23 protein-coding genes and 1 pseudogene are annotated in these 20,334 nt (G+C 58.8%); 15 read left to right on the top strand and 9 right to left on the bottom strand.

All coding sequences use genetic code 11. The features are described 5' to 3' along the window. Positions 1 to 8: 8 nt before the first annotated feature. The gene (locus tag CU048_06245; GenBank protein QBR70949.1) at positions 9 to 1,589 is read left to right on the top strand and encodes a peroxidase; all 1,581 of its coding nucleotides are present in this window, start codon (positions 9 to 11) and stop codon (positions 1,587 to 1,589) included. A 67-nt stretch (positions 1,590 to 1,656) separates the two neighbouring features. Beyond that, positions 1,657 to 4,014: a hypothetical protein gene (locus CU048_06240; protein ID QBR70948.1), complete on the top strand. Its 2,358-nt coding sequence runs from the start codon at positions 1,657 to 1,659 to the stop codon at positions 4,012 to 4,014. Here CU048_06240 and rdgB read toward each other — a convergent pair. Next, positions 4,011 to 4,643, bottom strand: a complete 633-nt coding sequence (gene rdgB, locus CU048_06235) for a non-canonical purine NTP pyrophosphatase, RdgB/HAM1 family (protein QBR70947.1) — start codon at positions 4,641 to 4,643, stop codon at positions 4,011 to 4,013. The two genes, CU048_06240 and rdgB, sit on opposite strands and share 4 nt — an antisense overlap. A 1-nt stretch (position 4,644) precedes the next feature. After that, the gene (locus CU048_06230) at positions 4,645 to 5,358 is read right to left on the bottom strand and encodes a ribonuclease PH (protein QBR70946.1); all 714 of its coding nucleotides are present in this window, start codon (positions 5,356 to 5,358) and stop codon (positions 4,645 to 4,647) included. 186 nt (positions 5,359 to 5,544) lie between these two features. Between CU048_06230 and CU048_06225 the strand changes: the two genes are divergently transcribed. After that, on the top strand, positions 5,545 to 5,883 hold the full coding sequence (locus CU048_06225; GenBank protein QBR70945.1) for a hypothetical protein: 339 nt from the start codon (positions 5,545 to 5,547) through the stop codon (positions 5,881 to 5,883). A 10-nt stretch (positions 5,884 to 5,893) separates the two neighbouring features. On the opposite strand, the gene CU048_06220 is transcribed toward CU048_06225, so the two are convergent. The 3 genes from CU048_06220 to CU048_06210 are packed head-to-tail and all read right to left on the bottom strand — an operon-like array spanning position 5,894 to position 7,487. After that, a complete protein-coding gene (locus CU048_06220) occupies positions 5,894 to 6,433 on the bottom strand; it encodes an adenine phosphoribosyltransferase (protein QBR70944.1) in 540 nt (179 codons plus the stop codon). Then, the gene (locus tag CU048_06215) at positions 6,430 to 7,305 is read right to left on the bottom strand and encodes an S-methyl-5'-thioadenosine phosphorylase (protein QBR70943.1); all 876 of its coding nucleotides are present in this window, start codon (positions 7,303 to 7,305) and stop codon (positions 6,430 to 6,432) included. The genes CU048_06220 and CU048_06215 overlap by 4 nt, the downstream gene beginning before the upstream one ends. Continuing rightward, entirely contained in the window at positions 7,302 to 7,487 is a 186-nt protein-coding gene (locus CU048_06210) for a hypothetical protein (protein ID QBR70942.1), read from the bottom strand. The genes CU048_06215 and CU048_06210 overlap by 4 nt, the downstream gene beginning before the upstream one ends. Here CU048_06210 and CU048_06205 point away from each other — a divergent pair. After that, on the top strand, positions 7,486 to 8,454 hold the full coding sequence (locus CU048_06205) for a protein-methionine-sulfoxide reductase catalytic subunit MsrP (GenBank protein ID QBR70941.1): 969 nt from the start codon (positions 7,486 to 7,488) through the stop codon (positions 8,452 to 8,454). The genes CU048_06210 and CU048_06205 overlap by 2 nt on opposite strands. 3 nt (positions 8,455 to 8,457) lie before the next feature. Here CU048_06205 and CU048_06200 read toward each other — a convergent pair whose 3' ends face one another. Next, entirely contained in the window at positions 8,458 to 8,898 is a 441-nt protein-coding gene (locus tag CU048_06200; GenBank protein QBR70940.1) for a hypothetical protein, read from the bottom strand. 185 nt (positions 8,899 to 9,083) lie between these two features. On the opposite strand from CU048_06200, the gene CU048_06195 reads away from it, so the two are divergent. Genes CU048_06195 through CU048_06175 form a run of 5 tightly spaced genes read left to right on the top strand, consistent with a single transcriptional unit; the run spans position 9,084 to position 13,982 of the window. Then, positions 9,084 to 10,175 (top strand): ATP-binding protein, encoded by a 1,092-nt coding sequence (locus CU048_06195; protein QBR70939.1) that lies wholly within the window; start codon positions 9,084 to 9,086, stop codon positions 10,173 to 10,175. Beyond that, complete coding sequence (locus CU048_06190) at positions 10,172 to 11,107, top strand: ABC transporter substrate-binding protein (protein QBR70938.1); 936 nt, start codon at positions 10,172 to 10,174, stop codon at positions 11,105 to 11,107. The genes CU048_06195 and CU048_06190 overlap by 4 nt, the downstream gene beginning before the upstream one ends. Positions 11,108 to 11,147: 40 nt before the next feature. Then, a complete protein-coding gene (locus CU048_06185) occupies positions 11,148 to 12,302 on the top strand; it encodes a hypothetical protein (GenBank protein ID QBR70937.1) in 1,155 nt (384 codons plus the stop codon). Then, positions 12,299 to 13,234 (top strand): ABC transporter, encoded by a 936-nt coding sequence (locus CU048_06180; protein ID QBR70936.1) that lies wholly within the window; start codon positions 12,299 to 12,301, stop codon positions 13,232 to 13,234. Before CU048_06185 ends, CU048_06180 begins: the two co-directional genes overlap by 4 nt. Continuing rightward, a complete protein-coding gene (locus CU048_06175; GenBank protein ID QBR70935.1) occupies positions 13,224 to 13,982 on the top strand; it encodes an osmoprotectant uptake system permease in 759 nt (252 codons plus the stop codon). The genes CU048_06180 and CU048_06175 overlap by 11 nt, the downstream gene beginning before the upstream one ends. A gap of 1 nt (position 13,983) precedes the next feature. Here CU048_06175 and nth read toward each other — a convergent pair whose 3' ends face one another. After that, positions 13,984 to 14,769 carry an endonuclease III gene (gene nth, locus CU048_06170; GenBank protein ID QBR70934.1) on the bottom strand — a complete coding sequence of 262 codons (786 nt, stop codon included), beginning with the start codon at positions 14,767 to 14,769 and terminating at the stop codon, positions 13,984 to 13,986. Between the two features lie 68 nt (positions 14,770 to 14,837). Between nth and CU048_06165 the strand changes: the two genes are divergently transcribed. Next, the gene (locus CU048_06165) at positions 14,838 to 15,347 is read left to right on the top strand and encodes a DUF2244 domain-containing protein (protein ID QBR72705.1); all 510 of its coding nucleotides are present in this window, start codon (positions 14,838 to 14,840) and stop codon (positions 15,345 to 15,347) included. A 269-nt stretch (positions 15,348 to 15,616) separates the two neighbouring features. Continuing rightward, positions 15,617 to 15,733, top strand: a pseudogene (locus CU048_06160) (SAM-dependent methyltransferase). 382 nt (positions 15,734 to 16,115) lie between these two features. On the opposite strand, the gene CU048_06155 reads toward CU048_06160, so the two are convergent. Beyond that, entirely contained in the window at positions 16,116 to 16,826 is a 711-nt protein-coding gene (locus tag CU048_06155; GenBank protein ID QBR70933.1) for a DUF1013 domain-containing protein, read from the bottom strand. Between the two features lie 302 nt (positions 16,827 to 17,128). Between CU048_06155 and CU048_06150 the strand changes: the two genes are divergently transcribed. The 3 genes from CU048_06150 (at position 17,129) to CU048_06140 (ending at position 18,748) form a co-directional block, all read left to right on the top strand. Continuing rightward, on the top strand, positions 17,129 to 17,449 hold the full coding sequence (locus tag CU048_06150) for a hypothetical protein (protein QBR70932.1): 321 nt from the start codon (positions 17,129 to 17,131) through the stop codon (positions 17,447 to 17,449). Between the two features lie 106 nt (positions 17,450 to 17,555). After that, positions 17,556 to 18,215 carry a peptide-methionine (S)-S-oxide reductase gene (locus tag CU048_06145; GenBank protein ID QBR70931.1) on the top strand — a complete coding sequence of 220 codons (660 nt, stop codon included), beginning with the start codon at positions 17,556 to 17,558 and terminating at the stop codon, positions 18,213 to 18,215. A gap of 176 nt (positions 18,216 to 18,391) precedes the next feature. Then, positions 18,392 to 18,748 carry a hypothetical protein gene (locus CU048_06140; protein ID QBR70930.1) on the top strand — a complete coding sequence of 119 codons (357 nt, stop codon included), beginning with the start codon at positions 18,392 to 18,394 and terminating at the stop codon, positions 18,746 to 18,748. A 66-nt stretch (positions 18,749 to 18,814) separates the two neighbouring features. Here CU048_06140 and CU048_06135 read toward each other — a convergent pair whose 3' ends face one another. Beyond that, positions 18,815 to 19,744 carry a penicillin-insensitive murein endopeptidase gene (locus tag CU048_06135; GenBank protein ID QBR70929.1) on the bottom strand — a complete coding sequence of 310 codons (930 nt, stop codon included), beginning with the start codon at positions 19,742 to 19,744 and terminating at the stop codon, positions 18,815 to 18,817. A 200-nt stretch (positions 19,745 to 19,944) separates the two neighbouring features. Between CU048_06135 and CU048_06130 the strand changes: the two genes are divergently transcribed. Next, positions 19,945 to 20,331, top strand: coding sequence for a DUF423 domain-containing protein (locus CU048_06130; protein ID QBR70928.1), 387 nt, complete (start codon positions 19,945 to 19,947; stop codon positions 20,329 to 20,331). Positions 20,332 to 20,334 lie beyond the last annotated feature (3 nt).

The following is a 20,334-nucleotide window of genomic DNA, read 5'->3' as shown; positions in this document are numbered from 1 at the left end:
GGCGCGTCATGGTTCAACCCGTCAGCGAGCTTCACGACATTCAGGGTATCTTATACTCTGGTTATGGCACACTTGGAGAAGCCTCGTTTCTTCTGTTGCGGGTCAAGGACCGGGGGGAGGCAAAAGAATGGCTCGCTGCGATCGTCGAAGAGCCGAATGCCGAGAAATTATCTTACAGCGTGACGAGCATAGCGGATTTAAAGTCCGACGATCATAAGCTGCATCGTACACTCCAGGTCGCGTTCACCGCCCCTGGCCTGCGGAATTTGGGATTGCAGGAGGAGGTTCTCCATGCATTTTCCAGAGAATTTTACTTTGGCATGGCGGGCAAGGACGCGGAGGAAGAGGGCCGCCCTCGCCGGTTAGGCGATGTTGACGAGAGCGCGCCGACGAAGTGGGAGTGGGGCGCGCCTAACCATGAGCCCGACGTTCTGGTCATGCTTTACGCTGAACACGGCGCTCTCGCCGCATTCCAGCAAATGGTCATCGCCGACCTCGCCTTGGGCTTTGAGATCCTTGACACGCTCCGCGCGGCTGATGCGCCTGAAAATAATGATGACCAGGTGCGGCGCGAACCCTTTGGGTTTATCGATGGCATCAGCCAGCCTGCGATTGACTGGAAGGGCGAGCGTATCGTCGGGATCCGCGAGGATCTTGAATATGGCAATCTGATCGCCACCGGCGAGTTTCTTCTTGGCTATCCGAACGAATACGGTTTTTACACCAGCCGCCCGGTCCTCGATCCGGTCCAGGATCCCAAGGATATATTGCGGCGTGCCGAGGATGATCGAACGCGCCGCGACCTTGGTCGCAATGGAACCTATCTCGTGTTCCGCCAACTTGAGCAAAATGTTCCGGGCTTTTGGCAATTCGTGTCCAAGCAATCGCCCGAGGATGAGGGCGTCAGCTTGGCGGAAGCGATGGTGGGGCGGCGTCTTTCCACCGGCGATCCGCTTGTCCCCGCATCAGCGCCCAACACGCGCGGCGTCGGACCGGAAGCCATCGACATCCGTCAGAACGGGTTCACCTTCGATTCGGACCCCGAGGGTTTGACCTGTCCCTTTGGATCCCATATTCGCCGTGCAAATCCCCGAACGGGCGACATGCCGGGTGGAAGGCAAGGCTTTCTTTCCTGGATCCTTCGCATGCTGGGACTGAAGCATGACGGCCCGCGCGAGGACCTGATTTCTTCAAGCCGCCTGCACCGAATTGTGCGGCGAGGGCGGCCCTATGGCGATTTGATCGAACCGCAAGCGGCCCGGCGGGACGACGTACATCATAATAAGAGCGGAATATATTTCATTGCCCTCAACGCCAATATTGCCCGGCAATTCGAGTTCATCCAAACCGCTTGGATCATGAACGCGAAGTTCAACGGGATGAGCGGCGAAACCGATCCGCTGGTCGGCAATCGTGCCGCCTGTCCGGTCGGCAAAGCCACCGATTCATTTGTTCTGCCGCAGCCGAACGGCCTTAACCGCCGGATCGCCGGATTGCCGCAATTCATCACTTTGCGCGGGGGCGCCTATTTCTTTTTGCCCAGCATCCGGGCTTTGCGCTTCTTTGCCCAGCCAGGCGACAGGGGCTGAGACGGCGCCGGCCCCTTCGCGTTTTCGAGATAGCGTATGCGGCGGATCGGGAAGGACGGAGGACGGGATGTCGGACGAAGCCAAGCGCGGCGATCACGACTATGTCGACGCTCAAGTCGATGAGCAATGTCGGGCGGGATATCCACCGAAACGAGTCATGGAAGCAGAGGTCGCCGCGATCAAAGCGCGCCGCCTGCGTGTCAAGAAACCCGGTCGAGACCGAAGTTCCAGCGGTCTGACCGGCGTTGCGCTATCCGGCGGCGGGATCCGTTCGGCGTCTTTCGGGCTCGGCGCTTTGCAAGCTCTGGGCGTAAGCACGGGGGCAAACGAATCTGGCTTCGATGGAATTGATTATCTTTCGACGGTGTCCGGGGGCGGATACATCGGCTGCGCGCTAACGGCGACGATGCAGAAAACGGATGGCAAATTGCCATTTACCCACCCCGATAATTACAATGACACCGCCTCGGTTCGCCACATAAGAGACTATTCAAACTATCTGATCCCGCATGGCGGGCTGGACGTTGTCACGGCCATCGGCATTGTTGGCCGCGGTCTTATCGCCAATATCCTTATTGTTTTGCCCGTCCTCCTTTTCTGCGTCTGGATTACGCTCGTCAGCCATCCGACGATTAAGGCGCTGAACCAGCCCCGGTTTCTCATCTGGAATCTCACAGATGCCGTGGCCGCGCTGGGCTTGCCTGTCTCGGAGCCGCTATGGGGCCTGCCCGGTTTCTGGTTCACCGCGATTTTGGCGGTCGTCAACGTTCTGTTTCTCATCATCTGGGCGGTCTGGACGTCGCTGAACCTTGGCTCAAGTGCGACCCTTCGGGGCGGTTGGGTCGGCGTTTCAAAACTCTTCTTTCTCGTGACATTGACGACCGTATTTTTTGAATTTCAGCCGTTCATTCTGCGGTGGATCTGTGAACAACCGGCTGGTGTCGAGGCCGGGGGCGGCACCTTCAGCCAGAGACTGGGCACCTCGCTTGCCGCCATTTTCGCGTCGCTGGGCACTGTTTCCGCCTTTTTCTCCAAATATCTCGGCGATGTCGTGGCCGCGGCGAAACGCGCCACTGGCTGGATGGCCTGGTTCAAAAAGATCATGGCCTTGGCGGCTTTATGGATAGCCGCACTCGTCGTGCCGTTTTTCTTGTGGGTTTTGTATTTATATTTGACCTATTACGGCCTTCAGCACGGCGCTGTGCTTTTATTTTTCGGAGCTTTTGTTGCCGCGACGCTTGCGGCCTTGCTCATCAACCCAAATCGCACCTCCCTCTACCGCCTTTACCGGGATCGGCTCAGCAAGGCTTTTCTGTTCGATCCAAGCTCGGACCAAGGGCACCGCGATCTTTATGGCGACCTGAAATCCTACGAGCCCAAGCTGTTCGACATCGACACCGACCGCTGCCCTTACCCGATCATCAACGCCGCCTTGAACATCGAAGGTTCGCAATATGCGAACAAGCGCGGCCGAAATGCCGACTTTTTTGCCTTCACGCCGGAATATCTCGGCAGCGACGCGACGGGTTATATCGGTACGCGGCAGATCGATGGGAAAGAGCCCACCCTCAATCTCGGCACCGCCATGGCCATTTCGGGAGCGGCCATCTCGTCCAACATGGGCGCGCATACCATCAAACCGCTTGCCTTTACCCTTGCGGTTCTCAACATCCGCCTTGGATATTGGCTCCGCAATCCGAACCCCGGGTGCGCCCATCCGCCAATGGCGCGGCAGCGCGATTGGCTCATCGCGCAGCTCTTCAAATTGCCCAGCATTGTCCTCTTCGTGGAAATGTTCAGTTGGATTACCGAGAAGAGCCCGAAGATTTTTCTGACCGACGGAGGTCACATCGAAAATCTCGGCGTCTATTCGCTGATGAAGCGGCGCTGCGAGCTGATCATCGCCATCGATGCGGAGGCGGATCAAACGATGAGCTTTGGCGCTCTCCTCGCTCTTGAGCGTTACGCCCGCATCGATCTCGGCGCGATCATCGAACTCCCCTGGCAAGCCATTCGGGAACAGACCTTGGCGACGAACAAGGCCTTCGACGATGCCAATCAAAATGGCACGCCCGTCCCGCGAACGCCGGGACCGCATTGCGCCGCCGGCCGGATTCAATATGGGCCGGACAAAGAGGGCGTCCTGCTTTACGTCAAGGCGTCGATGAGCGGCGACGAGGACGACTATATTTTAGATTACAAGCGCCGCTATCGCGAGTTTCCGCAGGAATCCACCGGCGATCAATTTTTCAGCGAGGAGCAATTGGAAGTCTATCGCGCGCTCGGATTTCACATCATGAAAGGCTTGTTGAGCGGAGACGCACCGTTTGCCGTCAAGCGTCAGGCAAACGAAACGGAGGACGAAGCCCGCGCGCGTATCCTGAAGCGGGTCCGCGCCGCGCTTGGGGCTCCCGTGACTCGCTAAGTCTTGTCGAGGCAGGCGCGCGCAAACATTTGGAACGCGCGCGCCCGATGGGACAGCGCGAGCGATCCATCGGAGGGGATCGAATGTTTTTCCTCCGAGGCCATTTCTCCAAACGTCCGTTCGAAACCGTCGGGAAGAAAGATCGGATCATAGCCGAATCCGAGCCGGCCACGGGGCGGGAAAACAAGTTCGCCAAAAACTTTGGCCTCAAAGTTCCGGGTATCTCCGCCCGGATAGGCCAGCGAGAGAACGCAAACGAAATGCGCTTTGAAGGGCGGGCGCGCCTTCGCAGTTTGCAACGTCCGTTCGATTTTATTCATGGCCGCCTCGAAATCGCGGGAATCCCCCGCCCAGCGCGCTGAATTTATGCCGGGGGCGCCATCGAGCGCGGCGACACAAAGCCCGGAATCGTCGGCGAGCGCGGGAGATTGGGCAAGTTCTGCGGCCGCCCTGGCCTTGATTTCGGCATTCGCTATGAAGCTGTCGCCCGTCTCTTCGGGTTCGGGCAGGCCCAATTCCCCGGCTGAAACTGTTGTAATGCCATAAGGAACAAGAAGTTCGCGCATTTCGGCGAGCTTGCCCGCGTTATGCGTCGCAATGACGAGCTTTCCTTCGAGTCGCCCGGACATTTTAATCGACCGCGAGCTTTTGCAGTTCCACGAGCGTTGCAATGCCGGCCTTCGCGAGCGCCATCAAGGCGTGCAATTGAACGTCGCTGAACACGGCGGCTTCCGCCGTCGCCTGGACTTCGACCAGCGAGCCGGCGCCCGTCATGACGAAATTTGCATCCGTCTCGGCAACCGAATCTTCCGCATAATCAAGGTCGAGCACCGCCTCGCCGTTTGAAATGCCGCAAGAGACCGCGGCGACATGATCGCGCAAGGGATGATCCTTGATGATCGAACGGCCGTGCATCCATTTGAGGCAATCGTGCAGGGCAACCCAAGCGCCGGTAATCGAGGCGGTCCGGGTGCCGCCATCGGCCTGCAGCACATCGCAGTCGATCGTGACCTGGCGCTCGCCAAGCGCCTGAAGATTGGTAACGGCGCGCAAACTGCGGCCGATCAGGCGCTGAATCTCCTGCGTGCGCCCCGATTGCTTGCCTGAGGTCGATTCCCGCCGCGTGCGCGTATGGGTCGCGCGGGGAAGCATGGCATATTCGGCGGTAATCCAACCGCGCCCCTGGCCGCGCAACCATGGCGGCGGCTTGTCTTCGAGAGACGCGGTGCAGAGCACATGGGTTTCGCCGAATTTGACGAGGCACGACCCTTCAGCATACCGCGCGACATTGCGTTCGAGCGTGACAGGCCGCAATTCTGCGGCGGCGCGTTTGGAAGGACGCATGCATAACCCCGTAGCGTTGAGGCTCGCTTCTAGTGGTTCACCCGGATTTGCGCAACCACGAGGATTTGGCCCAAGAGGAAGAGCCTTGGTCCTGTTTAAATTTCGCCTTCCCAGCTAAGTTCGACACAAACGTCAAATCGCATCACGGGCCGCGCCATGAAACATGCATCTGCGTCTAACCGTCTCATGCGCTTAGCTTTCGCTGGCGCCGCGCTGGTTTTTCTTGCCACCCCTGCGCGTGCTGAAAAACCGACGCGTTTCTGGAATCTGACTTCGGCGACGGTCAACGAGCTGCGGCTTGCTCCGGCGGACACCGATCACTTTGGGGAAAATCTCTGCGTGGGCGATGAGGATGCCAGCGTCGATCATGACGAGCGTTTGAAACTGCCCGGTGTGAGCAGCGGCGACTACGACATCAGAATCGGCTTTACGAATGGCCGCGTCTGCAGCGTCAAACATGTTTCGATCGAGACCGGTAAGGTCTTTTCGATCGAGGATAAGGATTTGACCGCCTGTTCGAAATGAAGCGCGCGATTCAGTGCCCCTCGAAGGTGATGAGCGTTCTGACCGGCACGTCCAGAGCCAGGATCTTCTTGGCGCCCCCAAGTTCAGGCAGGTCGATGACGAAACAAGCGGCCACCACCTCGGCGCCGATTTTTTTCAGGAGCCTGACCGCGCCTTCCGCCGTCCCTCCGGTCGCGATGAGGTCGTCGACGAGAATCACTCTTTCGCCGGGCGACACGGCGTCGTCGTGCATTTCCATCTCGTCCAGTCCGTATTCAAGCGAATAGGCGATCGAGACTTTGGTATGCGGCAGTTTGCCTTTCTTGCGGATCGGCACGAATCCCGCGGAAAGTTGATGCGCCACCGCGCCGCCCAGAATAAATCCGCGCGCTTCCATGCCGGCAACCTTATCGATTTTCGTTCCGGCCCAAGGCTGCACCAATTCATCGATAGCGCGGCGAAACGCCCGCGCATTGCCAAGGAGCGTGGTGATGTCCCGAAACAGGATCCCCGGCTTCGGGTAATCGGGAATCGTGCGGATGGTGCTCTTGAGGTCGAAATCCAATGTCATGAATGCGTGACCCTTTGCATGATTGCCTCAAGTTTTTTCATGAGAATCGGATCCTGCGCGCTGGCGGACGTGAGCACCGCATGATCGAGCGCCCGGTCGGACCCGATGGGGCAGGGTTCATGCGCCGTCGGGAAATCGTGCAGCAGGCGAGCGAGAAGCTTGGCCGCATTGCCGGCATTGGCTTCCACGACCCGGATCACCGAGGCGACATCGACGGCGCCATGTTCTTCATGCCAGCAATCGAAATCGGTGACCATCGCAATCGTCGCATAGGAAATCTCGGCTTCGCGCGCAAGCTTTGCTTCGGGCATTGCAGTCATGCCAATCACGTCGTAGCCGGCGGCCTTATAGCCGAGCGATTCGGCCAATGAGGAAAATTGCGGCCCTTCCATGCAGACATAGGTGCCGCCGCGGACGCAGGCGATGTTTTCGGCTGCGGCCGCAGCCGCAATCCTTTGTTGCAGCAAGGGCGCCACGGGTTTGGCCATGGAGACATGCGCGACGCAGCCGTTTCCAAAAAACGAACTCTGGCGGCCGAATGTCCGGTCGACGAATTGATCGACCAGCACGAAAAGCCCGGGATAAAGCTCTTCCTTGAACGAGCCGCAGGCGGAGACCGAGACAATATCGGTCACGCCGGCCCGTTTCAGCGCGTCGATATTTGCGCGGTAATTGATCCCGGAAGGGGAAAACTTATGACCGCGCCCATGGCGGGGCAGGAATACAGCTTCCGTTTGACCAATTCGACCGAAGTGCAGGGCGTCGGAGGGCTCGCCCCAGGGCGTTGCCACCCATTCCTCGCGAATATCCTCAAGACCCGGCAATTTATAAACGCCGGACCCGCCGATGATGCCAACGATCGCTTTTGTCATACTCTCTCCAGCTCCTTGAGCGCCGCAGTTTCGATGCCCGGCGCCAACTGTGCAAGCGAACAATCTGTCTTTCCGAGCCTCGCGGCGTCTTGATTTGCCGGCATCGGCGAAGCCCCGTAATTCTCGAGCTCGAGCGTAACCGCACCTATAGCTTTAGCGGCCGCTGTTGAGGATTGCACCATGTTGATACGCCGCAGGAAGGGATGGGAAATTGCCGAAAGCGAGGCCACGCCTGAAAATTTATTGGCGGACCGCCGGGGTTTCCTCCAAATCGGGGTTGGGGCGGCCCTGTCGGCGGCGCCAGCTTTATGGACGACTGCCGCCCTGGCCGAGCCGACCGCGGATGCGCCTCACATTCTCTACCAGGCGAAGCAAAACGAGAAATTTGTGCTCGACCGCGAAGTGACGCCGGAGCGAGTCAATTCGCATTACAATAATTTTTACGAGTTCGGCAGCGGCAAGGACATAGCGGCCGCTGCCGATTCGCTCAAAATTCGGCCCTGGACCTTGAAAATCGATGGCTTGGTCGAAAAGCCCCAGGAGGTCTCTCTTGACGATTTGGTCGCCGCGATGCCGCTGGAGGAACGTCTCTATCGACACCGTTGCGTTGAGGGCTGGGCGATGGCGGTGCCTTGGACGGGATTTCCCTTGGCGGCTCTGCTCGACCGCGCAAAACCGCTTGGGGCGGCAAAATTTGTCCGTATGGAAACTTTTTTGGACAGGATCACCGCGCCGGGACAAAGGCAATTCTGGTATCCCTGGCCTTATGTCGAGGCTTTGACGGTTGCGGAAGCCGGCAATGATCTTGCCTTTATGGTCACTGGCGCCTACGGCAAGCCTCTCGGCAAATGTTTCGGGGCGCCGCTGCGCCTCGCCGTGCCGTGGAAATATGGGTTCAAATCGATCAAGTCCATTACCCGCATTTCTTTGGTCGCGGATCGGCCCAAATCCTTTTGGGAACAATTGCAGGCCTCGGAATATGGTTTTTGGGCCAACGTCAATCCGGCGGTCCCGCATCCCCGCTGGAGCCAGGCGACAGAGGAAGTGCTCGGCACCACGGAGCGGCGTCCAACGCAACTGTTCAATGGCTACGGCAAATTCGTTGCCGGACTTTACGCCGGAATGGAATCGGAGCCGCTTTACCGGTAAGAATCAGGGGCCGAAAAATTGATAAGTGGCGGAATAGCCAACCCGCGCGACCTCGCCCTTGTGCACGGCATCGCAACCCCCGACAGGTTCGACGCCGCCCTTGGTATCGATGCGGCGCACAAAGGTGGCCCCGGCGAGCTGGCCCTGACCTTGATGCGTTTTGACTTTGAGCAGCAGCCAAGGAATGGCGCCCGTGTCCGGCGAAGCTTGTTTGGTGATGACTTCGCCAATGATTTCGGAGCCGTCCGCCAACTTCCATGTCGGTCCTTTGAAATGAGTCCCGATTTGTCGGCCCTGGGCGTCGAAAAGGGTCGCGTCCGGTGCGTCGAAGATCCAGGCGAAGCCCTGATCTTTCGGCGTGCAGACATACCTCTGGACGCCGTCGGCGTTAACTTCCAGCAATTGCTTCACATCGGCAGGCGGCGCCAATGGGATTTCGGCCATTGCAGCAGCGGTGAGGCCGCATAAAATCACGCTTGCAGCGAGTCCTCTCACGTCCGTGCCCCTCTGCGTCCATGTATGTACGGCGGCGAATTTAACGTAAGCTCCGCAACCGCGCCAGCCACAAAACTCAAGGCGGACCGTCCGCCAGAGGCAGATCGATCGATGAACCAAAGAACGGAAATCGCATGAAATGGCAGCCGCAACAGGAAGCGGCTTTAATGGCCGTCTCCGCGTGGCTGAAGCGTGGGGAGCCGCAATTGTTTCGGCTATTTGGGTATGCCGGAGCCGGCAAAACCACGCTGGCCAAGAAAATCGCCGAGGATATCGATGGAGACGTCGCCTTCGCGGCTTTCACCGGCAAGGCGGCGCTTGTCTTGCGTTCAAAGGGCTGCAAGGACGCCCGCACGATCCACAGCCTGATTTACCGGCCGCGGGAGACCGACACGGAAGAACCCACCTTCGTTCTCAATGATGACAGCGCCGTTTCGAAAGCGAGCCTGGTCATCATCGACGAGTGTTCAATGGTCGATGAAGAACTCGGGCGGGATCTGATGTCGTTCGGCAAGCCGGTGCTGGTCTTGGGGGATCCGGCGCAACTGCCTCCGGTCAAGGGCGGCGGCTTTTTCACCGAAGGCGAGCCCGATGTCATGCTGACCGAAGTGCACCGCCAGGCGGCCGATAATCCCATCATCAAAATGTCGATGCTTGTGCGGGAAGGAGGCCGGCTTCCGCTCGGCACCTATGGCGAGAGCCAGGTCATCGAGCGCCGCGACATCGACTCGGGTTCGGTGACGGCGGCCGATCAGCTGCTGGTTGGTCTTAACCGGACCCGCCGATCCTACAACAAGCGAATGCGCGAGCTGTTTGGCTATGCCAATATTTTTCCCGAAGCCGGGGACAAACTGGTCTGCCTGAAAAACAATAAGACGAAAGGCCTTTTGAACGGCGGCATCTGGCATGTGAAAACCACGGCCACGACCCGCAAGAAGAAGCTTGCGCTCAACATCGTGCCGGAGGACGAACCGGGCCGCAAGCCGCTGCGCATTGGCGTTCTGCCGGAATTCTTCCAGGGTCTTGAAGAGAGCCTCAACCTAAAAACCCGTCGGGACTCCGATGAATTCGATTATGGTTACGCGTTGACCGTGCACAAGGCGCAGGGGTCACAATGGGATCATGTGATTCTGTTCGATGAAAGTTTTGCGTTTCGCGAACACCGCGCCCGATGGCTCTACACCGGCATCACCCGCGCCGCCGAGCGGCTGACGATCGTCGTATGAGCCGCGCTCTGTGGACGGCGCCGACACGGCGATCTTTTTTAGCTGGCACGCTCGGTCTTGCGCTGACCGAAAAAAGCAGTGCGGGAGAGCCTGTGGTCGTCGGCTCGAAGCTCGATCTCGAAGGCGGCCTTCTCGGTCACATGATGCTGCTGGCTCTAGCGGGGGCCAATATTGCCACCGAAAACCGTCTGCAGATCGGCCCGACGTCCATCTTGCGTGCCGCACTCTTGTCTGGCGCGATCGATCTTTGCGCTGAATATACCGGCAATGCCGCCTTCTTTTTCCATGAGGAAGGGGATGCGGTCTGGAAAGATGCCAAGGCAGGCTATGCGCGCGCGGCGAAACTCGATTACGAAAAAAACAAGCTTGTCTGGCTGACGCCCGCGCCGGCCGACAATGCTTGGGTGATCGCCGTGCAAGGCGCTTTGGCGCGCGAAAAAAAACTGCGAACCGTCGAAGATTTTGCCGGCTTCGTGCGCGAGGGCCACCGGGTAAAACTGGCGGCTTCCGCAGAATTTGTTGAAAGCGCCGCGGGTTTGCCGGCGTTCGAGGCGATCTATGGCTTCCGGCTGACCGCTGATCAGCTTCTGGTTCTTTCCGGGGGCGAGACCTCGGCGACGATGAAAGCTGCCGCCGATGGGATTTCCGGCGTCAATGCCGCGATGGCCTATGGCACCGATGGTGCGTTCAAGGCCCTCGATCTTATCGCTCTTCAGGATACGCGCCATGCCGAGCCCGTCTACGCACCAGCCCCGGTGGTGCGGGAAGAGACCCTTGGCAAATATCCTCAAATCAGGGACGCTCTTGCACCCGTATTCGCGCAACTCGATCTGGCGAACCTTCGCGACTTGAACGAAAAAATCGCCGTCGAGGGAGAAAATCCGGGCGTCGTCGCGAAGCAATTCTTCAAGGCACACGCGCTCTTTCGATGAGCGTCGAGGCCGGGAGTTTTAAAAAGGTGGAACCAATTCGATGCCCAAGGTCCATGACCGTGTGCTCCTCGCCTTATCCACTTTCGGCTTCCTCGCGGCATTCTTGGCAAGCTTTCTGACCTATGCGCCGAATCGGCTCGCCAAGGGCATTGCCTATTCCTTGACCCAGGCCCCCGCTCTTGAGACCATCGCCACGATCATGGGTCTGTCCGGCTTGACGCTTCTGAGTTTTATCGAGCGGCAAAGGCTTCGCTCCTTTCTGACGATCCCCGCGGCCGGGCTGTTGCTCTGGGGAGGCCTTGCCGGCGCCGGCTCTTTTGCGACTCTTCTGGTGAGGGGCGAGCCGCCGGCCGCGCGGGCGTCGCTCGGTCCGGCTTTTTGGATCCTGGCAGGCGTTGCGATCCTCGCCGTGGTGAATGCCGCGCAAAAGGAAAATTTCGGGTTTTGGGTTCGCATTTGCCTCGGAATTGCTCTCTGCGTCGGGTTTGGTTTGATGGTCGGTACTGGCGCGTTTGCAAGCCTTTCGCTCGCCAAGGAATTCGCAAACCATCAAGGCATATTTTTTGCTGAAGTCTTGCGCCATCTCGGTCTCGTCGGCGGGGCAATTTTTTTCGCCCTGTTGATAGGCGTTCCTTTAACCTTCCTGGTGTTGCGCAAGAACGCAGCCGAGGAGGTGGTGTTCGCGGGTCTTGGCATATTGCAGACCATTCCTTCGATCGCGCTGTTCGGCGTCTTGATCGTGCCAATGACCAAATTGAGCGAACAATTTCCGCTCCTTCGCAGCCTTGGGATCCATGGAACGGGACCAGCGCCGGCGATCGTCGCCCTTACGCTTTATTCGCTGCTCCCCTTGGTGCGCAATTTCCATATTGGCTTCAGCGAAGTTGCGGGGGAGGTCAAGGAGGCTGCCACTGCCATCGGCTTTGGCTGGCGCCGGCTGTTTCTCGACGTGGAACTGCCGCTCGCCATGCCGGCTCTTCTCTCCGGGCTGCGCGTCGTGACGATCCAGGCGATCGGCTTGGCCAGTGTCGCCGCCCTGATTGGCGCGGGCGGGCTCGGCACGTTTATTTTCCAAGGCATTGGCCAATACGCGCTCGATCTTGTTCTGCTCGGCGCGCTGCCCATCATCCTTCTGGCGCTTTCGGCAGATTTCTTATTTCAATTGATGCTTGGCATCGCGCGGAGAAACCTGTGATTGAGCTCCGCGACGTCTCGAAAACTTTTGGTGGCGTGCCCGCGCTCTCCAATTTTTCGTTGAAAATTGAAAGCGGCGCCTTTTTCACGCTTGTAGGTCCATCGGGCTGCGGCAAGTCGACGGTGTTGCGTCTGATCAATGCGATGATCATTGCCGATTCAGGACATGTCGAGATCGATGGCCGCGACATTCGCGAAATGGAGCCGGAACGACTTCGCCGCGGTGTTGGCTATGTGATTCAGTCGGTTGGCCTGTTTCCGCATTGGACGATCGCCAAGAATATTTTGGCGGTGCCGCATCTGCTGAAATGGAGCCCGTCTCAATGCGCCGCCCGGCTCGATGCTTTGGTGGCCATGTTACAAATCGACCCGTCTCTGCTGAACCGCTATCCAAGGCAATTGTCGGGGGGGCAGCAGCAGCGGATCGGCGTGGCCCGCGCGCTTGCCGCTGATCCCAACATTATCTTGATGGACGAACCCTTCGCGGCACTCGATCCGGTCAGCAGGTTGAGCTTGCAAGAGGAAATTCGGGGTATCCATGCGCAGAGCGGGAAAACGATTGTCTTTGTCACGCATGATATGGATGAAGCCTTGCGGCTGGCCACCAATGCGGCGGTGATCAACGGCGGTCGGCTGATCCAGTCTGGCACCCCGGCAGAAATCCTGTCGGCACCGGCGGATGATTTCGTGTGCAATTTCTTGGGGGGTGGCAATTTGGCCTTGCGGCTCCTCGATCTTCTACCGGTCCGTTCGCGCCTCGCCCGCAAGAGTGAAGGCGCGATTGGGAAGATTGAGGCCAATGCCAGTTTGAGGGATGCCTTGAATCTGATGTTGGCGCGACAATCCTCCAGCCTTTGCGTCATCGACGAAAAGGGCGAAAAGCTAGGCGAAATCCATATTGGCGACATCGTGGAGAGCCGCGATGCGCCTTGATTCTTTGATCGGCTGGCTCCGCCAGCCAGGGTTTTGGCTAACCCTGCTTTTGATCGCCGCCGTGCTGTTGATGCCAAAGGCCGAGCCGCTGATGCAAGCTTTGTTTCCGGACGATCCGCATCCGATTTACACGCGTGCGAGCTTTCTCGAACTGACCCTTGCGCATGTGAAGCTTGTCGCGATCTCAAGCCTTGCGGCTGCGGCCATCGGGATTGGCCTTGCTATCTTTGTCACGCGCGAAAGTGGGCGCGAATTTGCCGCGATGGTCGGCGCGATCGGCGCCATCGGGCAGACGTTTCCGCCCATAGCGGTGCTGGCGCTCGCCATTCCGGTTCTTGGCTATGGCGCGACTCCAACGCTTCTGGCGCTCAGCCTTTACGCGATTTTCCCGATCCTCGAGGCAACCTTGACCGGTCTTCACGCCGTTCCCGCATCCGCCCGTGACGCGGCGGTCGGAACCGGCTTTGCGCGATCCGATCTCCTTTGGAAGATCGAGTTGCCGCTTGCCTTGCCCTTCATCTTTGCGGGGCTCCGCAACGCGGTGATCATCAATATTGGAACCGCGACAATCGGATCGAGCATTGGTGCCTTATCGCTCGGCTCGCCGATCATCGAGGGGCTTTCCGCGTCGAACCCGGCCTTTGTCTTGGAAGGCGCGACGCTTGTCGCGATCCTCGCCGTGACGACCGATCGATGGTTCGCTTGGCTCGAAGAGATTTTGCGACCGGGAAACATGCGATTGAGATAGGCTAGAGGCGCTTGTCCGGCCAATGGCACAAATCGGCAATGATGCAGCGCTGGCATTCCGGGCGGAGGGCCTTGCAGACATATCTGCCATGCAGGATCAACCAGTGATGCGCGTGCTGCATGTATGTGGCGGGGATGATTTCCTCAAGGCCGCGCTCGACATCGAGTGGTGTCTTACCAGGCGCCAGGGGGATGCGGTTCGAGACCCGGAAAATATGCGTGTCGACCGCCATCGTCGGCGCGCCGAAGGCGACATTCATCACCACATTGGCGGTCTTGCGGCCGACCCCAGGGAGCGTTTCGAGCGCTTCGCGCTGTTGCGGAACCTCGCCGCCAAAATTCTTGATGAGCTGTTCCGACAAGGCGATCACATGTTTTGCCTTGGTCCGATAAAGACCAATGGTCTTGATCATGTCGCTCAGTCTTTCTTGGCCCAGAGCCACCATTTTGGCGGGCGTATCGGCGATGGCAAAGAGAGCTTTCGTGGCCTTGTTGACGCCGACGTCGGTCGCTTGCGCCGAAAGCACGACGGCGACAAGCAAGGTAAAAGGGCTCACATAGATGAGTTCGCTCTCGGGATGGGGTTTGGCGGCAGCGAAACGGCGAAAAATCTCCGCGATCCTTGCCTCGTCCGGCGGAGGATGAGCTGCTCCGGCCGGCGTCCTTAATGCGCGCGAGATCTTGCCAGCGGCTTTTGCGGCCGTTTTCGGCAAGCGCGTTGCCAATCCCGCAGCTTTGGCCGGAACCTTGCCGGCGGCTTTCGTATTTGCATTGTTTGCTTTGCCCATGGGCGCCTTATAAATTCGATGCGCGGAAGAAAGAAGGGCAGGGACCGGCCCTTTGTCGAGGAAATTTGATGGCAAGCGAGGTTTTTGCAGCCCCACCCGAAAATCTGCGGCTCTTTTCGGTGCGACTTAAGCCGCATCGCTCGCTCACCAGGCAGAATTTCCATGTCCTGATGGCCATTTTCGGTGCAGCCAGTTTTTTTTCGACCCTGCCGTTTGTTTTTTTTGGCGCCTGGCCTGTCGCCGGTTTCATGGGCCTGGACGTGGCGCTTTTTTACTGGGCCTTCCGCTCGAGTTTCCGGGCCGCCCGCGCCTATGAAGAGATCCAGGTCACTTTTTTTGAACTGAGGTTCGAGAAAGTCAGCGCCAGCGGCCAGCGGGCCGAATGGCGCTTCAATCCAGCCTGGGTTCGGCTCGAACGCGAGGAGCATGAAGAATTTGGAACCCAGCGTCTGGCCCTTGTGTCGCGTGGCAAGGCCGTGGAGATCGGCGGCTTCTTAGGCCCCGAGGACAAGGCGGATTTCGCTACTGAGCTTTCGAAGGCCCTGGCCGAAGCGCGTCGGGGTCCGCGCCATTCCTGATCGCGTGAAAGGTTCAGCCCTGCAAAAAAGTCCGGCCGTCCTCGGGGAAGGACGGCCGGTCCGGACAATGGTTCTACCAGGCTGGTTTGGGCTGGACTTCAGCAGGACCGCTGCCGGAAGAGTGCGGAGGCATCGAACTCCGCGACCTAATGTTAGCCAATGCTTCGTCGAATTCCTTGACCCGAACGCGCTAACGGTTTGCACTCGTTGAATGAAGCTTGGCCAGAAAGAATTTCCGGAAGGCGTAGCCTTGTTCTTGGATGCGACGGCTAGATCACGATGATTTTGGATTGATTCAATCCAAAATCAGGAACGTGATCGATTCCAAAAGTTTAGAGCGGGATGCCGGCGGAAAACCGGTTTCCACTTTTCCTCATCGCGCTCTAAGGGAACGGCATGGAATCCGCGTAAAGCCCGCGCGAAAGACAAACCAGCGTGGGGCGAAAACGCGCCGTGGCGCCATAGAGATTGGCTTGCGGCTGGGGAATGATCCGGCATCGTGAATCGACGGCGGGAACTACCCCGACATAACCATAGGCGGCCGGCGGGGGCGCGGTCAGATCAGCGGCGTGAGCTACGAAAGCCCCGCCTCCTATAACAATCGCGAAGCTGGAAAACCAGGCGCAAGCAGCCGATCGAGTGGGCGTGGTCATCATTTGTCGTTCCACCAAAATCAGCTGGCAAGCCTGTCGTTGTAGCCACCCCTTATGTCTGATTCGGCCTAACCCTCGATCAAGCTGAACGTTGGCCTTTGCGCATCCAAGAAAACTATTCCTTGACCTTAATTTCCTTAAGCTTGGCGAAAACGGAATCGACGTCAATGTCCGCGTCCGGTTGGGCCTTCTCCTTGGCGCTGCCGAAAACGCCAGCTTCCGTGACCGGCTGATCCCGCACTTCCCGCGTCGTGATTTCGCTGGGGACGAGCGTCTGGCCGTGATCTTCTTCCACATGCGGCCGGTCCTTGGCGGCGCGATTGACCTCAAAATCAAGGTCCATTTGCGAACAGAGGCCAAGCGTAACAGGATCGGTCGGCGTCAGGGCTGCCGAATTCCAATGCGTCCTGTCCCGGATCGCTTGCAGCGTCGTCTTTGTGGTCCCGGCAAGCCGCATGATTTGCGCGTCCTTCAACTCGGGATGATTGCGCACTAGCCAGAGGATTGCGTTAGGCCGGTCCTGCCGGCGCGACAGCGGGGTGTAGCGTGCGCCGCGCTTGCGGTGTTCCGGCAGCCGAACCTTGGAGACGGCCAGCTGCAACTGCCGATTTTCGTCCTTTTCGGCCGCGGCGATTTCTTCCCGAGTCAATTGGCCCGAGGTGATCGGGTCATGTCCCTTAATTCCGGCCGCCACTTCACCATCGGCAATTCCCTTCACTTCCAGGGGGTGAAGTTTGCAGAAATTGGCAATCTGTTCAAACGTCAACGAAGTATTCTCAACGAGCCAGACGGCGGTGGCCTTCGGCATTAGGGGCGCATTGCTCATATCAATCTCCTTTGCGCGAACCCGGAAAGTTGCGCGTTTTTCGCGGATGCGCCATCACGCCCCCCGCCCGCCAGTCCTGGGCTAGGCTCAGCAGAGTAGCTAAAATCAATATCCAGGAGGGGAATTGCAGGTTTATATAGGCGTCAGCCTGTTCAAACGCAATGCGGATGAACGAATTTACGGATGGAACGAATTAAGCTAGAGGTCTGGGCCGGCCGGGGCGAAACTGGCATTTCCGTCCGCCAAACGCGGCCCCGATTGACCATTTGGGTCAAGGCAACCCAGGGACATCGACGTAGCCCATGTTTCGATTGCTGATGCGATTTTTGGGCCTCTGCCTTGTGGCGGCGGGCTTTGCCACCCTGATTGTAGATCTCACCCGTTCGTTCGCAGACGGGAAACTGGCCGTCACCACGGTCGGTGACAGGGCCGCAGCATTTTTTCCGGACAAACTAGCTTTGGCGCAAGACGTTGTTGAACACCATCTGCATCCTTTCCTTTGGGACCCAGTCCTGCTGGATTTCCAGCGTTTGCCGGTCTGGGTCGTGGCTGCCCTTGGTGGCGCGCTGCTGTTCTGGCTGGCCCGCAAACCCGCACCTAAGTTCGGGTTCTCGAGCCGCTGAAATGGCTCGCCGCGGGCGGCGGCGCGCATTCGGCGTGATCCCATTGAATGTGCGTCACGCCAATCTCATCTAAACGATGAGGAAGCCGCATTTGAGAGGACTGGCCATGTTTTCCTTCGGCAAAAGACTCTCCCTGCCCAAGGCCGGCGAGGCTCTGCCGGGACGGCCCGATCCCATTGCCACCGAAGAAACCCATTTTTTAAGCAAAAATAGGCTTAAGCCTCCGTTTCCGGCCGGCATCGAGACGGCGGTTTTTGGGTTTGGCTGCTTTTGGGGCGCCGAGCGCAAGTTCTGGCAGCTCGGGAAGGGCATCTATGCGACGGCGGTCGGCTACGCGGGGGGGCTTACCCCCAATCCCACCTATGAGGAAGTCTGCTCTGGCCGCACGGGGCACAATGAAGTGGTTCTGGTGGCCTTCGACCCGAATCAGATTTCCTATGAAACGCTCCTGAAGACGTTTTGGGAAAGTCACGATCCGACGCAGGGAATGCGCCAGGGCAATGACGTCGGGACCCAATATCGTTCCGGCATCTATGTCGCAAACGCCGCCCAGCGCGCGGCGGCCGAAGCCAGCAAGAAAATGTTTCAAAAGGCGCTCACCGCGCGCGGCTTTCCTTCGATCACCACCGAAATTCTCGACCGGCCGGAATTCTATTACGCTGAAGCCTATCATCAACAATACTTGGCCAAAAACCCGGACGGCTATTGCGGGCTCGGCGGGACCGGTGTGGCTTGCCCCATCGGGACCGGTGTCGCGGCCGAATAGGGGTCGAAAGGCCGGATCCGAATTGTCTTGCGCCAGGCTTTCTACTGTGTGGCGCCGCACCGCCATCAATCGATTATTCACGTTTAAGTAGGTATTGGTTCACCTAGAAAGAAATCGGCAGGACCACGTTGTGCGGATGCAACATTTTGGCGTCCGGTGCGTTGTCGGATACGCGGATGTGCGCCCTGACGGTGTCCGCTTGTTGGAGTGAAGTGATGACTGTTGGTAAGATTTTTGGGTTGCTCGTTGTTATCAGCCTCGCCGCGTCCGGAGCGACCTTGGCGAGAGACAATTCCAAGCACCTTGGCGCCTCCGCGAAACAGGCGACAGCTTCCAAACACATCGCCGGCGGCAAAGGGGTGAAGCAGCCTGCGAAGGCGACGGCTGCCGCAACGGTTCCGCATGTCGTACCCGAGACCCCCATTGTTGTGGGGCGCAGCGTGGGCGTCCATCGCAAGTCCAAGCTGCATCACGTGAAAGTGAAGGCATTCGAGTCGAACGAGAATTCAGCGTCCGCCGACGACACGAAGTAATTTTTTCGAGACACATTGCGTCGTTGAGGGCCGGATTTCCGGTCCTCATTGATTCTGCGCTCCGCTCTAACGCGAGGTGAGAACGCTTTCACATTCGGGCGGCAATTGCGCCATGGTCAACGCCGGCTTGGGCTTCATGGGACCGGGTTTTGGATGCAGGAAAGCGTCCTTGAACCACCAGGCGAGAGACGCATCGCATCCATCGCCGGGCGGAACCGGATCCTGATCCTTGCAGGTGTTATCCCCGTTTGGACAAAACAGACGGACATGAAAATGATAATCATGTCCGAAATAGGGGCGAACCTTGTTCAGCCATGAACGATCGGAGCCCGCTTCGCGGCAGAGCGCTTTTTTGATCGCCGCATTGACAAATATCCGCTGCACCTCCGGTTCGCGCGCTGCCGCCTTGACGACGGCAAAATGATCCGAAGTCCATTTCTCGGGGTCGACGTCCCGCCGGTCGGCGCGCACCATATTGACTGCTGACATTTCCTCACGCTCCAGCCGCGACAGTTCGCGGTTCGGCATGGGCGTCAGCCAGATATCAACATCGAGGCCGATCTGATGCGAGGCATGTCCCGTGAGCATCGGGCCGCCGCGGGGTTGCGACATATCGCCGACCAGGATTCCTGGCCAATGGCTGACCGATGGTACCTTCCGCGCGAACCGTTCGAGAAATGCAAGCAGGGCCGGATGGCCCCAATTGCGGTTGCGCGAAAGCCGCATGACTTCCCAGGCCGGTCCATTGACCGGCAAGGCCTGTCCGCCAGCCAGACAGCCACGGGAATAAAAACCTATGGTCCGCGCGGCGAGAGCGGCAGGCAGAATTTTCCGCCCGAATAATTGTTTGGCCGGTGTTGAGGGGTCCTCTGGATGCGTGAGCGGCGGCAGCGGCACAGGATCCAGCGTGCCTTTGTCTTGCGCGATAGCTGCCCCGCTCAGGCTCGCCGTGGCAATGGCCATCGCGGTCAGCAACCGAATCCGGTGCGAACACATGGGCTCTCCTATCCTTCGGTGGCCCCAGTTGTGAAGCTCCGAATCAGCCACCAAGGCGAGGGCCATATTGAACGTCGTTTCGCGCCGGTTTCAAGTGGCTGCGTGCAAGGCAAGCCTTGATCCGTCCACTTGCCCAAAGAACTGATTCGTGGTCCACCCCCAGAGACTGCCACCGTCATTGACCCAACCGAAATTTCCACATGCGCAAATGGGTTCTCGCCCTGGCCGCCCTGGCTGGTTTGACTGGCGCCGGCGGCGTCATTCTCTCCGCCCTCGCGGCGCATAGCGTCGCCGATCCCCGCCTTGACGCGGCCGCCCATTTTTTGCTGTTCCACGCCACCGCGGCGCTGGCAGTCTGTGGTCTTGCTTCGGGCCTGCCGCAATGCGGCAGATGGTTTCTCATTCCAGCCGTCTCTTTTTTGCTGGGCAGCCTCTTATTCGGCGGCGATCTTTCCGTGCGCGTCCTGATCGGAGTCAAATTATTTCCAATGGCCGCCCCGATTGGCGGAATATTGCTTATCCTTGGCTGGATTTTGGTCACAATTGCAGCGCTTTGGTGCTGTCGGTGCGAATCGGCACAGAGATGACTC

The organism is Beijerinckiaceae bacterium (assembly GCA_004564215.1).
In the GTDB taxonomy this organism is placed as follows: domain Bacteria; phylum Pseudomonadota; class Alphaproteobacteria; order Rhizobiales; family Beijerinckiaceae; genus Methylocapsa.
This window is presented reverse-complemented; position numbering and strand designations above follow the sequence as displayed.